This window comes from Serratia sp. JSRIV002 (assembly GCF_019968725.1).
In the GTDB taxonomy this organism is placed as follows: domain Bacteria; phylum Pseudomonadota; class Gammaproteobacteria; order Enterobacterales; family Enterobacteriaceae; genus Chania; species Chania fonticola_B.
The window spans coordinates 4,475,214-4,488,785 of the sequence record NZ_CP074143.1 but is presented as its reverse complement, the minus strand read 5'-3'; the positions used below and the strand labels follow the sequence as shown (position 1 = coordinate 4,488,785).

At 55.2% G+C, this 13,572-nt stretch carries 16 protein-coding genes; 15 read left to right on the top strand and 1 reads right to left on the bottom strand.

Features of this window, described 5'->3' with window-relative positions:
* Nucleotides 1–10 precede the first annotated feature (10 nt).
* Nucleotides 11–814, bottom strand: a complete 804-nt coding sequence (suhB, locus tag KGP26_RS21145) for an inositol-1-monophosphatase (RefSeq protein WP_021178863.1) — start codon at nt 812–814, stop codon at nt 11–13.
* 117 nt (nt 815–931) lie between these two features.
* On the opposite strand from suhB, the gene trmJ reads away from it, so the two are divergent.
* From trmJ to rodZ, 15 genes are all read left to right on the top strand, one after another.
* Nucleotides 932–1,666, top strand: a complete 735-nt coding sequence (gene trmJ / locus KGP26_RS21140; protein WP_021178862.1) for a tRNA (cytosine(32)/uridine(32)-2'-O)-methyltransferase TrmJ — start codon at nt 932–934, stop codon at nt 1,664–1,666.
* Nucleotides 1,667–1,860: 194 nt separating this feature from the next.
* Nucleotides 1,861–2,355, top strand: a complete 495-nt coding sequence (gene iscR, locus KGP26_RS21135; protein ID WP_021807192.1) for a Fe-S cluster assembly transcriptional regulator IscR — start codon at nt 1,861–1,863, stop codon at nt 2,353–2,355.
* 55 nt (nt 2,356–2,410) lie between these two features.
* The gene (locus KGP26_RS21130) at nt 2,411–3,625 is read left to right on the top strand and encodes an IscS subfamily cysteine desulfurase (RefSeq protein WP_021178860.1); all 1,215 of its coding nucleotides are present in this window, start codon (nt 2,411–2,413) and stop codon (nt 3,623–3,625) included.
* A 24-nt stretch (nt 3,626–3,649) separates the two neighbouring features.
* Nucleotides 3,650–4,036, top strand: a complete 387-nt coding sequence (gene iscU / locus KGP26_RS21125) for a Fe-S cluster assembly scaffold IscU (protein ID WP_004952090.1) — start codon at nt 3,650–3,652, stop codon at nt 4,034–4,036.
* 52 nt (nt 4,037–4,088) lie between these two features.
* Nucleotides 4,089–4,412, top strand: coding sequence for an iron-sulfur cluster assembly protein IscA (gene iscA / locus KGP26_RS21120; protein ID WP_021178859.1), 324 nt, complete (start codon nt 4,089–4,091; stop codon nt 4,410–4,412).
* 68 nt (nt 4,413–4,480) lie between these two features.
* Nucleotides 4,481–5,002 carry a co-chaperone HscB gene (hscB, locus tag KGP26_RS21115; RefSeq protein WP_021807191.1) on the top strand — a complete coding sequence of 174 codons (522 nt, stop codon included), beginning with the start codon at nt 4,481–4,483 and terminating at the stop codon, nt 5,000–5,002.
* A 34-nt stretch (nt 5,003–5,036) separates the two neighbouring features.
* Complete coding sequence (gene hscA / locus KGP26_RS21110) at nt 5,037–6,887, top strand: Fe-S protein assembly chaperone HscA (protein ID WP_021807190.1); 1,851 nt, start codon at nt 5,037–5,039, stop codon at nt 6,885–6,887.
* A gap of 2 nt (nt 6,888–6,889) precedes the next feature.
* Nucleotides 6,890–7,225 (top strand): ISC system 2Fe-2S type ferredoxin, encoded by a 336-nt coding sequence (fdx, locus tag KGP26_RS21105; RefSeq protein ID WP_021178856.1) that lies wholly within the window; start codon nt 6,890–6,892, stop codon nt 7,223–7,225.
* 9 nt (nt 7,226–7,234) lie between these two features.
* A complete protein-coding gene (gene iscX / locus KGP26_RS21100) occupies nt 7,235–7,435 on the top strand; it encodes a Fe-S cluster assembly protein IscX (protein ID WP_021178855.1) in 201 nt (66 codons plus the stop codon).
* Nucleotides 7,436–7,515: 80 nt separating this feature from the next.
* A complete protein-coding gene (pepB, locus tag KGP26_RS21095; RefSeq protein WP_094982791.1) occupies nt 7,516–8,811 on the top strand; it encodes an aminopeptidase PepB in 1,296 nt (431 codons plus the stop codon).
* 67 nt (nt 8,812–8,878) lie between these two features.
* Complete coding sequence (sseB, locus tag KGP26_RS21090; RefSeq protein ID WP_021807188.1) at nt 8,879–9,715, top strand: enhanced serine sensitivity protein SseB; 837 nt, start codon at nt 8,879–8,881, stop codon at nt 9,713–9,715.
* A 180-nt stretch (nt 9,716–9,895) separates the two neighbouring features.
* Nucleotides 9,896–10,321: a nucleoside-diphosphate kinase gene (gene ndk / locus KGP26_RS21085; protein ID WP_004952077.1), complete on the top strand. Its 426-nt coding sequence runs from the start codon at nt 9,896–9,898 to the stop codon at nt 10,319–10,321.
* 208 nt (nt 10,322–10,529) lie between these two features.
* A complete protein-coding gene (locus KGP26_RS21080; RefSeq protein WP_021178852.1) occupies nt 10,530–11,717 on the top strand; it encodes a bifunctional tRNA (adenosine(37)-C2)-methyltransferase TrmG/ribosomal RNA large subunit methyltransferase RlmN in 1,188 nt (395 codons plus the stop codon).
* A gap of 98 nt (nt 11,718–11,815) precedes the next feature.
* Complete coding sequence (pilW, locus tag KGP26_RS21075) at nt 11,816–12,565, top strand: type IV pilus biogenesis/stability protein PilW (RefSeq protein WP_021807187.1); 750 nt, start codon at nt 11,816–11,818, stop codon at nt 12,563–12,565.
* Nucleotides 12,555–13,535, top strand: coding sequence for a cytoskeleton protein RodZ (gene rodZ / locus KGP26_RS21070; RefSeq protein ID WP_094982790.1), 981 nt, complete (start codon nt 12,555–12,557; stop codon nt 13,533–13,535). The genes pilW and rodZ overlap by 11 nt, the downstream gene beginning before the upstream one ends.
* Nucleotides 13,536–13,572 lie beyond the last annotated feature (37 nt).

The following is a 13,572-nucleotide window of genomic DNA, read 5'->3' as shown; positions in this document are numbered from 1 at the left end:
CCGCCCGAGATTAACGCTTCAGCGCTTCACTCAGTTCTTCACGCATATTGGAAAGCAATGCTTTCACCACACGTGGGTTACCGGCAACCACGTTGCCAGAGCTGAAGTGGTTATGGCCGCCAACAAAGTCGGTGACCAGGCCGCCAGACTCACGTACCAGCAATTCGCCAGCAGCAAAGTCCCAAGGCTTCAGGCCAATCTCAAAGAAACCATCAACGCGGCCAGCGGCAACGTAGGCCAGATCCAGCGCGGCTGAACCGGTACGGCGGAAGTCGGCACATTGGGTGAACAGTTTGCCCAGCACGTTGATGTAAGCCGGTGCGTGCTGTTTGACTTTGAACGGGAAGCCGGTCGCCAGGATGGTGCCATCCAGATCTTTGGCATTGGTGCCGCGCAGACGGTAACCGTTGAGCTGTGCGCCTTGGCCACGGGTGGCGGTGAACAGTTCGTTGCGCATTGGATCGTAAACCACGGCCACTTCGGTACGGCCTTTAATGCGTACGGCGATGGAAACGGAGAAGTGTGGAAGACGTTTGATGAAGTTGGCGGTGCCATCCAGTGGATCAATCACCCATTGTACATCCTGATCTTCACCGGTTAACTCACCGCACTCTTCACCAATAACGGTGTGTTTCGGGTAAGATTTACGGATGATTTCGATGATCAGACGCTCAGCCTCGCGATCGACGTTAGTGACAAAGTCGTTAGAACCTTTTTGTGTCGCTTCTACAGCGTCTGGAGTCTCGTAATTTTTGGCAATCAGGTTGCCAGCCTTGCGCGCAGCGCGCACGGCGATAGTCAGCATCGGATGCATGGGTATCTTCCACAGGATGTTAAAGAACAGGAAACGGCGCGAAGTATAGCAGGTGTTCGGCAAAATACCTACGACTGTGTTAGGATGCTACGATTTTCCGCAACGCTCAGAGTTTGTATGCTGCACAATATCCGCATTGTTCTGGTTGAAACCTCTCATACCGGCAACATGGGCTCTACTGCCCGCGCCATGAAAACCATGGGGTTAACCAACCTTTATCTGGTCAATCCACTGGTGAAACCCGATTCCCAGGCGATCGCCCTGGCCGCAGGCGCCAGCGATGTGATTGGCAACGCCACGATTGTCGATACCTTTGATGAAGCCATTGCGGGTTGCCGCTTGGTGGTGGGCACCAGCGCTCGCTCGCGCACTCTCCCATGGCCGATGCTGGAACCTCGCGAATGCGGCGTGCGCGCGGTACAGGAAGGCGAGCAGGGGCCGGTTGCGTTGGTCTTTGGCCGTGAACGCGTTGGGCTAACCAATGACGAATTACAGAAATGCCACTATCATGTCGCCATTCCTGCCAACCCGGATTACAGCTCGCTGAATCTGGCCATGGCGGTGCAAATCCTGGCGTATGAGGTTCGCGTTGCCTTCCTCGATCGTCAGCAGGCTGATGCCGCACCGGTGGAAGAGTCGCCGTATCCTCTGGTGGATGATATTGAACGCTTCTATCAGCATCTGGAGCAGACTTTGGTGCGCACCGGCTTTATCCGCGCCGCCCATCCAGGGCAGGTGATGAACCGTTTACGCCGCCTGTTTGCCCGGGCACGCCCGGAAGCGCAGGAGCTGAATATCTTGCGTGGTATGCTGACCTCGATCGAGAAACAGGATAAACAGCAAGGTAATTAATTTTGCTGTCACCCGCAGTTAGGCAAGATAGTATTGCTTATCTGCGGGTTATAAGGTGTATTTTATATGCATCGGATAGCAAAGCGCACAAAAAGCACGAATACTTGAGTGAATTAGTAGGTTAAATAGTTGACTGATTTACTCGGGAATGTCAGAATTTGGCCCATGTTTGACCAACAGGTAACCAATTAGCTATGAGACTGACATCCAAAGGCCGTTATGCAGTAACTGCCATGCTCGACGTGGCATTACACTCCCAGGAAGGGCCGGTACCACTGGCGGATATTTCCGAACGCCAAGGTATCTCGCTCTCTTATCTGGAACAACTGTTTTCCCGTCTGCGTAAGAATGGCCTGGTGGCCAGCGTGCGTGGGCCAGGCGGCGGTTACCTGCTGGGCAAAGAAGCGGACGCTATCGCCGTAGGCGCGGTGATTTCCGCAGTCGACGAATCGGTAGACGCAACCCGTTGCCAGGGTAAAGAAGGCTGCCAGGGGGGCGATCGTTGCCTGACCCATACCCTGTGGCGCGATCTGAGCGAGCGCATCAGCGGGTTCTTGAACAATATTACGCTGGCCGAACTGGTGAACAACCAGGAAGTGCTGGACGTAGCAGACCGTCAAAATAGCGATACGCGCCGCACGGCCAACGGTCGTCTGCAAGAAACGATCAACGTTAATCTGCGCGCATAAGCAGCTGACGACTAATTTATTGGTTTTTGGAAGTGATGTACGGAGTACAAGAGCAATGAAATTACCGATTTATCTGGACTACTCGGCCACGACTCCGGTCGACCCGCGTGTTGCCGAGAAGATGATGCAGTTTTTGACCCTGGACGGCACTTTCGGTAACCCGGCCTCCCGTTCCCACCGTTTCGGCTGGCAGGCGGAAGAGGCGGTTGATATCGCCCGTAACCAGATCGCTGAACTGGTTGGTGCGGACCCGCGTGAGATCGTGTTTACCTCAGGGGCCACCGAATCCGATAACCTAGCGATCAAAGGCGCTGCCAACTTCTATCAGAAGAAAGGCAAGCACATCATCACCTGTAAAACCGAACATAAAGCCGTGCTGGATACCTGCCGCCAACTTGAGCGCGAAGGTTTTGAAGTCACCTATCTGGCACCGCAGAGCAACGGGATCATCGATCTCCAGGTTCTCGAAGCCGCGATGCGTGAAGACACCATCCTGGTTTCCATCATGCACGTGAATAACGAAATTGGCGTAGTGCAGGATATCGCCGCTATCGGCGAAATGTGCCGGGCGCGTGGCATCATCTATCACGTCGATGCAACCCAGAGCGTAGGCAAACTGCCTATCGACCTGAGCAAGCTGAAAGTGGATCTGATGTCCTTCTCCGGTCACAAGATTTATGGCCCGAAAGGCATTGGTGCCCTGTATGTGCAGCGTAAGCCGCGCATCCGCATCGAAGCCCAGATCCACGGCGGTGGCCATGAGCGCGGTATGCGTTCTGGTACCCTGGCAGTGCATCAGATCGTTGCCATGGGTGAAGCCTATCGTATCGCCAAAGAAGAAATGGCCAGCGAAATGGCACGCCTGCGCATCCTGCGCGATCGTCTGTGGAACGGCGTGAAAGATATGGAAGAAGTGTATCTGAACGGCGATCTGCAACACGGTGCACCGAACATTCTCAACGTCAGCTTCAACTATGTTGAAGGTGAGTCGCTGATCATGGCGTTGAAAGACTTGGCGGTTTCTTCAGGCTCAGCCTGTACTTCTGCCAGCCTTGAACCTTCCTATGTGCTGCGTGCACTGGGTATGAGTGATGAGTTAGCGCACAGCTCGATCCGTTTCTCCCTGGGGCGTTTCACCACGGAAGAAGAGATCGATTACACCATTTCGTTGGTGCGTAAATCCATTGGCCGTCTGCGCGATCTCTCCCCACTGTGGGACATGTTCAAGCAGGGCGTGGATATCAACAGCATCGAATGGGCACATCATTAATTCTCAGGATCCAGGAGCAACGTCATGGCTTACAGCGAAAAAGTAATCGATCATTATGAAAACCCGCGTAACGTAGGATCGTTTGATAACGAAGATCCTACCGTCGGTAGCGGTATGGTAGGGGCACCGGCCTGTGGCGACGTGATGAAGCTGCAGATCAAGGTCAACAACGAAGGCATTATTGAAGATGCCCGTTTCAAAACCTACGGCTGCGGTTCCGCCATCGCTTCCAGCTCGCTGGTCACCGAATGGATGAAAGGCAAGTCTCTTGATCAGGCCGAAGCGATCAAAAATACCCAGATCGCCGAAGAACTGGAGTTACCTCCGGTTAAAATTCACTGCTCAATTCTGGCCGAAGACGCCATTAAAGCAGCGATCGCCGACTACAAGAGCAAGCACAGCGCCAAGTAGTTATTATTGAGTCAGTTAGCCCGCCTTGCGGGCTAAGATTGAAGAGGTTGTTATGTCGATTACCATGAGCGACAGCGCCGCGCAGCGGGTTCAGGCATTTTTGGACCACCGTGGCAAAGGTCTCGGCCTGCGTCTGGGCGTGCGAACTTCCGGCTGTTCCGGAATGGCGTATGTGCTCGAATTTGTTGATGAAACGAACGACGATGATATCGTTTTTGAAGACAAAGGCGTCAAGGTGATCATTGACGGCAAGAGCCTGGTCTATCTGGACGGTACCGAGCTTGATTTCGTCAAGGAAGGTCTGAACGAAGGCTTCAAGTTCAACAACCCGAACGTCTCAAGCGAGTGCGGCTGCGGCGAGAGCTTTAACGTCTGACAGTCCATCGTGCTCCCCCGTGACCCACGGGGGAACCTCAATCATCACGATAACGCCCCGAGCACGCTATGGATTACTTTACTTTATTCGGGTTGCCGGTCCGCTATAGCGTAGACGGCAGCTTGCTTACCTCACGCTATCAAGATTTGCAGCGCCAATTCCACCCCGATCGTCATGCCCTCCAACCGGAGCGTGAACGCCTGATGGCGTTACAGCAGGCGGCGACCATCAACGAAGCCTATCAGTCGCTGAAGCACCCGTTAAAACGTGCCGAGTATATGTTATCTTTGCACGGCTTTGATTTGGGCAACGAGCAGCATACCCTGCGCGACACCGCGTTCCTGATGGAACAGTTGGAGCTGCGTGAAGAGCTTGATGCCATTGAACGCTCGCCGGATGCGCAAAACGCACTGGCTGCCTTCGCCACGCGCCTGAACAAGACCTTCAAACAGCGTAGCGCGCAGATGGTGCAGGAGTTGGACGAGCAGCAGTGGTCACAGGCTGCCGATACCGTGCGCAAGCTACGCTTTTTGGACAAACTCCAGCAACAGATTGAACAACTCGAAGAAAAACTGCTGGGTTTTGAGTAATAGATTCTTGATCTCGATTTTGGAAGCTCTGTAAATGGCCTTATTACAAATTAGTGAGCCTGGCCTCACGGCTGCGCCGCATCAGCGCCGCCTGGCTGCCGGTATTGATCTGGGGACCACCAACTCGCTGGTGGCTACGGTGCGTAGCGGCCAGGCCGAGACGCTGGCCGACATTGAAGGGCGCTATCTGCTGCCTTCTGTGGTGCATTATCAGGCCACCGAACATCAGGTTGGCTGGAGCGCTCGTGCACAGGCGGCACAAGATCCGGTCAATACGGTCAGCTCTGTCAAGCGCATGATGGGCCGTTCTTTGGCTGACGTGCAACAACGCTATCCAAACCTGCCGTATCAGTTCCAGGCCAGCGATAACGGCTTGCCAATGATCGTGACCGCCGCAGGCCTGGTTAACCCAGTTGGTGTTTCCGCCGATATCCTCAAGGCACTGGCTACCCGCGCTAAAGCAGCGTTGGAAGGTGAGCTTGATGGTGTGGTGATCACCGTTCCTGCCTACTTCGACGACGCTCAACGCCAAGGCACCAAAGACGCAGCGCGTCTGGCTGGCCTGCACGTGCTGCGCCTGTTGAACGAACCGACCGCTGCGGCTATCGCTTACGGGTTGGATTCGGGTCAGGAAGGGGTCATCGCCGTTTACGATCTGGGTGGCGGCACCTTTGATATTTCCATTTTGCGCCTCAGCCGTGGCGTGTTCGAAGTGCTGGCTACCGGCGGTGATTCCGCATTGGGTGGCGATGACTTCGATCATCTGCTGGCGGACTGGTTGCGTGAACAGGCAGGCATTAGCGATCGCAGCGATCATGGTGTGCAACGCCAATTGCTGGATGCTGCGATTGCGGTCAAAATCGCCCTGAGCGATGCGCAGAGCACCACGGTAGATATCGCTGGTTGGCAGGGTGAAGTGACCCGCGAACAGTTCGAAACGCTGATTGCCTCGCTGGTGAAACGTACCCTGATGGCTTGCCGCCGCGCGCTGAAAGATGCCGCCGTCAGTGCCGATGAGGTGCTGGAAGTGGTGATGGTTGGCGGCTCAACCCGTGTGCCATTGGTACGCGAACAGGTGGGCGAGTTCTTTGGCCGTACGCCGCTGACGTCGATCGATCCGGACAAGGTGGTGGCGATCGGTGCTGCTATCCAGGCGGATATCCTGGTGGGTAACAAACCGGATAGCGAAATGCTGCTGCTGGACGTGATCCCGCTGTCGCTTGGCTTGGAAACCATGGGTGGCCTGGTTGAAAAGGTGATCCCGCGTAACACCACCATTCCGGTGGCGCGTGCGCAGGAGTTTACCACCTTCAAAGATGGCCAGAGCGCGATGATGATCCACGTGCTGCAAGGCGAGCGTGAACTGGTACAAGATTGCCGTTCGCTGGCGCGCTTTACGCTGCGTGGCTTGCCGCCGCTTCCTGCCGGCGGGGCGCATATCCGTGTGACCTTCCAGGTGGATGCCGACGGCCTGCTGAGCGTGACGGCGATGGAGAAATCCACCGGCGTCGAAGCCTCCATTCAGGTCAAGCCTTCGTATGGCCTGTCCGATGCCGAAATTGCCGGCATGTTGAAGGACTCGATGGCCAATGCGCAAAGCGATGTCGGTGCTCGCAAGCTGGCGGAGCAACGGGTAGAAGCTTCCCGCGTGCTGGAAAGCCTGCAAGGTGCGCTGGCAAGCGATGCCGCTCTGCTGAGTGACGAAGAAAGCCTGGCTATCAACAACGCGGTAGCCGAGCTCCAGCAAGTGATGCAAGGCTCCGATCCTGCTGCGATCGAGGCCGCAATAAAAATAGTCGATGCAACAACCCAAGATTTTGCCGCGCGCCGCATGGATGCCTCCATTCGCCGTGCGCTGGCTGGCCATTCTGTGGATGAGGTTTAACCATGCCGAAAATTGTTTTCCTGCCCCATCAAGATCTCTGCCCGGAGGGGGCTGTACTGGAAGCGGAAGTTGGGGAAACTATCCTCGATGTCGCATTGCGTAACGGTATTGAAATTGAACATGCCTGTGAGAAATCCTGTGCCTGTACCACCTGCCACTGCATCGTGCGTGAAGGGTTTGATTCCCTGGCCGAAAGCAGCGAGCTGGAAGATGACATGCTGGACAAAGCCTGGGGGCTGGAGCCGGAAAGCCGCTTGAGCTGCCAGGCCCGCGTCACCGAAGACGATTTGGTGGTCGAAATGCCGCGTTATACTGTCAACCATGCGCGCGAGCACTAGGAGATAAGAATGGGACTGAAGTGGACAGACAGCCGCGAAATCGGCGAAGCCCTGTACGACGCCTATCCAGATACCGATCCGAAAACCGTGCGTTTCACCGATATGCACCAGTGGATTTGCGATCTGGAAGAATTTGACGATGAACCGCAGGCTTCCAATGAAAAAATACTGGAAGCGATCCTGCTGGTCTGGTTAGATGAAGCAGAGTAAATAGCATGACGGGCTGCCATAGGCAGCCCGTTTATTTTGTATCCGACAAGATTAGTACAAGAATAATCCGGAGTAAGGCTATGACAACCGAAATCATGCAGATTACGCTATCCCAGCAACCCGCCGATGCGCGCTGGGGTGAAAAGGCGCTGCTGAGCACCAATGACCAAGGCATCACCATCCATCTGAGCAATTCCGGCAAGCTGGGCCTGATCCAGCGCGCGGCACGCAGGATCGATGGCCAGGGCATCAAGAAAGTGAAACTGGCCGGGGAAGGCTGGGACCTGGAAAACAGCTGGGCGTTTTGGCAGGGCTATCGCGGGCCAAAAGGGCAGCGTAGCGTCGAGTGGGCTGAGCTGCCGGAAGCGGAAAGCCAAGAGCTGCAACAGCGCCTGAAGATTATCGATTGGGTGCGTGACACCATCAATATGCCAGCGGAAGAGCTGGGGCCAGAGCAACTGGCAACCCGCGCGGTTGATCTGATGTGTGCTGTTGGTTGTGATGCCGTCAGTTACCGCATCACCAAAGGTGAAGACCTGCGTGAGCAGAACTACGCCGGTATTCATACGGTTGGCCGGGGTTCCGATCGTTCTCCGGTGCTGTTGGCGCTGGACTTTAACCCGACGGGCAACCCGGAAGCACCGGTATTTGCCTGCCTGGTAGGTAAAGGGATCACCTTCGACAGCGGCGGTTACAGCCTCAAGCAAAGCGCGTTTATGGACTCGATGAAGTCCGACATGGGCGGCGCGGCCACCATCACTGGCGCATTGGCATTGGCGGTGGCTCGCGGCTTGCAGCAGCGCGTCAAACTGTACCTGTGCTGTGCGGACAATATGGTCAGCGGTAACGCCTTTAAACTGGGCGACATTATCCGCTATCGCAATGGCAAAACGGTTGAAGTGATGAACACCGATGCGGAAGGGCGTCTGGTATTGGCCGATGGCCTGATCGATGCCAGCGCGCAAAACCCGCAGTTGATCATCGACTGCGCGACCTTGACTGGCGCAGCGAAAACGGCGGTAGGTAATGATTACCACGCGCTGTTCAGCTTTGACGATGCGCTGGCGCAAGAGCTGTTGGCCAGTGCGGATGAAGAGCACGAGCCGTTCTGGCGCCTGCCGCTAGCGGAATTCCACCGCAGCCAGTTGCCGTCAAACTTTGCTGAATTGAACAACGTTGCGGGCCCGGCTTACACCGCTGGCGCCAGCACCGCCGCGGCCTTCCTGTCGCACTTTGTGCAGAATTATCAAAAGGGTTGGCTGCATATCGACTGTTCTGCCACCTATCGTAAAGGTGCCGTGGAGCAGTGGTCAGCAGGCGCAACCGGTCTGGGCGTACGTACGCTGGCCAACCTGTTGCTGAGCAAAGCGAAGTAAGTTTAACATTACGTTTTTCCGTAGGGGCTCAGCATGCTGGGCCCTTAATACATTGGAGGAGTCGGCAATGAGTTCCCACCATCATGATGATGACGCCGTTTCAGGCGAAAACGAGCTTGAGCGCCTGCTGAGGCTGGCGGCCTCAGAACCGGCATACCGCCCGGCGTTTTTCCGCGAACTGCTGGATTCAACGGTCTACATTCTGGGTGACAGCGAGCAGGTGCCGCACGACGGTGAAATTACGCTGAATGCCGAGACACCGGTGAACATTCAGCACTGGGAAAAGCAGGATGGCAGCAGCGTGGTGCCTTTCTTCACCTCGCTGGAGGCGCTGCAAAACGCAGTGGAGGATGAGCAACCCTTTATCGCCATGCCCGCTCGCGTGCTGTTTGAAATCACCCAAGGTGCCGAACTGTTCCTGAACCCGAAAGGCACCCACGGCAAGGAATTCTTGCCAGCCGAGATCGCCATGCTGTTGGCTACCGGCGGCGTAGTGAAACCGGCAGAGCGCTATATCGATACCGAAACTCAGCTACTGCTGGGGCAGCCTGAAGAGTATCCGGCGGCGATGGTGGATGCGCTGACGACCTTGTTCAGCCAGCGGAAACCGGTACGCCGCGCTTTCCTGGCGTTAATGCACGATCGTGCCGTAGACGAGAAGCCGAACCTGTTGGTGGGCCTGGAAGTGGATGGCGATCCGGCAGAGATTGAAGCCCTGATCAGCGAAGCCGGTATGGTGGCCAGCGAAACCGCGCCGAACGATGAGCCAGTCGACTTTTGCCTGGTAGAAGAGAATGCGCGAGGCGTGAGCCATTATCTGATCAACCATACCCAGGCTTTCTATCAGCGTCGCTGGGGCAGTTGGCTGCGAAATATGATCCCATCGACCGATAAAACCCAGTAAGGCCACCGGCGAGGATCCCATTTGTCGCTGACTATGGTGGATTAAGATAATTTTTTTTTAATGAAATGTTGATTTTCCCGTAGGCAAGCGTTAACAGCGCACATATAATCTGCGCCACTTGAAAGGCCGGCACCTCACCTTATCGCCCGGCCTGTTTTGGAAGACATAATAGAGGCCATCATGACCGTAGAACGTACCTTTTCCATCATTAAGCCAAACGCTGTAGCTAACAATGACATCGGCGCTATCTATGCTCGTTTCGAGCGCGCGGGTTTCAAAATCATCGCATCTAAAATGTTGCGTCTGACTCGCGAACAAGCCGAAGGCTTCTACGCCGAGCACAAAGGCCGTCCTTTCTTCGACGGTCTGGTTGAGTTCATGACCTCTGGCCCGATCGTGGTACAGGTTCTGGAAGCGGAAAATGCCGTACAGCGTAACCGTGACATCATGGGCGCAACCAACCCTGACAACGCATTGGCCGGCACCCTGCGTGCTGACTATGCAGACAGCTTCACTGCCAACGCCGTGCACGGCTCAGACGCAGTAGAATCTGCCCAGCGTGAAATCGCATACTTCTTTAACGAAAGCGAAATCTGCCCACGTTAATTGTGGTGGGGTCTGCTGAGACCGGCAATTTACCGGCAGATACAATAAAAATGCCGTGAAAGCCGTTCAGACGTAGAAACCCGCTACTAAAATTTGTACAATGCCGCGCCCCAGGGAAGCTATCTTGCCTGGGGCGTGTCTTTTGATGACACACTTACTTTTCACTCCTTCAAGCCATAACGTGTAATAACGAGGCTAAGAGATCATTATGTTAGAACCCATCGCGCCCGAGCATACCTTGTCTGAAAATACTTCCCTGACCGTGCAAACGGAACAACCGGCTACCGCCAAAATCAACCTGCTGGATTTGAACCGTCAGCAATTGCGCGAATTTTTCGCCAACATGGGTGAAAAACCTTTCCGCGCCGATCAGGTGATGAAGTGGATGTATCACTATTGCTGCGACGATTTTGAGCAGATGACCGACATCAACAAGGTGCTGCGCAATAAATTACAACGCGTGGCGGAAATCCGTGCGCCGGAAGTCGCAGAAGAGCAGCGTTCGGCCGATGGCACCATCAAGTGGGCCATCAAGGTGGGCGATCAACAGGTCGAAACCGTCTATATCCCAGATGGAGATCGCGCCACCCTGTGCGTGTCTTCACAGGTAGGCTGCGCACTGGAGTGCAAATTCTGTTCCACGGCTCAGCAGGGCTTTAACCGCAACCTGCGCGTCTCGGAAATCATTGGCCAGGTATGGCGTGCTGCTAAAATCCTGGGCGCCATCAAAGTCACCGGCCAACGTCCTATCACCAACGTGGTGATGATGGGTATGGGGGAGCCGTTGCTTAACCTGACCAACGTGGTGCCAGCGATGGAAATCATGCTGGATGACTTTGGTTTTGGTCTGTCCAAGCGCCGCGTTACCTTGTCTACCTCCGGTGTCGTACCCGCTCTGGACAAATTGGGCGATATGATCGATGTGGCGCTGGCCATTTCGCTGCATGCGCCTAACGACAAGATCCGTGACGAGATCGTACCGATCAACCGCAAGTACAATATTGAAACCTTCCTGGCGGCGGTACGCCGTTATCTGGAAAAATCCAATGCCAACCAAGGGCGCGTCACCGTTGAATACGTGATGCTGGATCACATCAACGACAGCACCGACGATGCGCACCAACTGGCGGAAGTGCTGAAAGATACGCCGTGCAAGATCAACCTGATCCCATGGAACCCGTTCCCTGGGGCACCTTATGGCCGCAGCTCCAACAGCCGCGTCGACCGTTTCTCCAAGGTGTTGATGGAATACGGCTTTACGACTATTGTTCGTAAAACCCGTGGCGATGACATCGATGCTGCCTGTGGGCAGTTGGCGGGAGAGGTGATCGATCGTACCAAGCGTACCCTGAAAAAGAAAATGGCCGGGGAACCTATCAACGTACGAGCGGTCTGAATCCTATAGCATGATTTTTTTGTTATCTAACAGCCTGTTATGTGAGCAGCAATCCTTCAGGCGATCGGGTAACATCGGATAAGGAAATGAGTGCAAGCATGAAGCTGAAACTGTGGGGTGTATTATTGGCGGCCAGTTTGCTGGCGGGCTGTTCCAGCTCGCAACCCGATAACGACGGGCCAGCGGTGGCGGCAGGCCAGACCCGGTTGCAACTGGGCCTGGAGTATCTGAACCAGGGCGATCTACCGGCAGCCAGGCAGAATCTGCAAAAAGCGGTCGATGCGGCCCCACAGGATTATCGTACCCAATTGGGCATGGCACTCTACAATCAGCGGATCGGCGATAACGCCGCCGCTGAACAGCGTTATCAGCAAGCGCTTAAACTTGCACCGGGTAACGGTACCGTATTGAATAATTACGGTGCGTTTCTCTGTAGTTTAGGGCAGTATGTACCGGCCCAACAGCAGTTTAGCGCTGCGGCACTGGCGCCAGAATATGGCCAGGTTGCCGACAGTCTGGAAAACGCAGGTTACTGTTTCCTCAAGGCCGGTCAAAATGATGAAGCTCGTAAGTTATTAACGCGAGCGCTGAAGATCGATCCGGACAAGGGGGCTCCGCTGCTAGTGGAAGCAGAAAAGCAATTTGGAGAAGGGAAGCGCGCGCAGTCGCAACTTTTATTGGACAGTTATCAACATGTTCTGCCGGCGAGTGCCGACAGTCTATGGCTACAGATTCGTTTCGCCGCGTTAGCGGGCCGTCAGGATAGCGTTCAACGCTATGGCAAACAGCTAGCGCGAAGTTTTCCACAATCCAAACAGTACCAGCAGTTCTTAGCTAATGAATACTGAAGATTCCCAAGATAAAACCGTATCTATGACAACAGGTCAACGCCTGCGCCAGGCTCGTGAACAACTCGGGCTGAGTCAACAGGCCGTGGCTGAACGCCTGTGCCTAAAAATGTCTACCGTGCGCGACATTGAAGACGACAATATGTCTGCCGATCTGGCTTCAACGTTCGTGCGTGGTTATATCCGTTCCTATGCCAAGCTGGTGCATTTGCCAGAAGATGAACTGTTGCCGATGATGGAAAAACAGGCACCGGTGAGAGCGGCCAAAGTGGCTCAGATGCAGAGCTTCTCTTTGGGTAAGCGCCGTAAAAAGCGTGATGGCTGGCTGATGAGCTTTACCTGGCTGATTGTGTTTGTGGTCGTGGGTTTGACCGGTGCCTGGTGGTGGCAGAATCACAAGGCTCAGCAGGAAGAGATCGCCACCATGGCGGATCAATCTTCCGCACAGCTTTCTCAGCATGGTGAAGGCCAGCCAGTGCCATTGACCGACGGCAACGTGGATAATGGTGCATCGGCAGTTGTCCCAGACAACAGCCCTGCGCCGTCAACCAATAGCGCTGCTACGACTCAACAGGTCCCGGCCGTGCTTGATCCTCAGGCGGCTCAACAGCCTGCTGTAGTAGCACCAAGTCAGGCTACTATCCCGGATGCGACATCGACCGCGCCAGCCGCTCAGGCTCAGTTGCCTACCGGTGCTGCTGGCGTCAGTGCTTCGGAGGCTGATGCCAACGGGCTGGTGATGGATTTTTCCGGCGACTGCTGGGTGCAAGTGGTTGACGCGACGGGTAAATCCTTGGTCAGCGGCATCCAGAAAAGCGGTTCCCGGCTGAATCTGGCTGGCAAGGCGCCGTTTAAACTGACCCTTGGCGCACCGGCTTCGGTACAGGTCCAATTCCAGGGTAAACCGGTCGATTTAAGCCGGTTTGTCAAGTCAAACCGTGTTGCTCGTCTGACCGTTGCCGCGCAGTAATTGCGCGGCTATTGTCGTTAAGTCAGAGCAGCAGTGG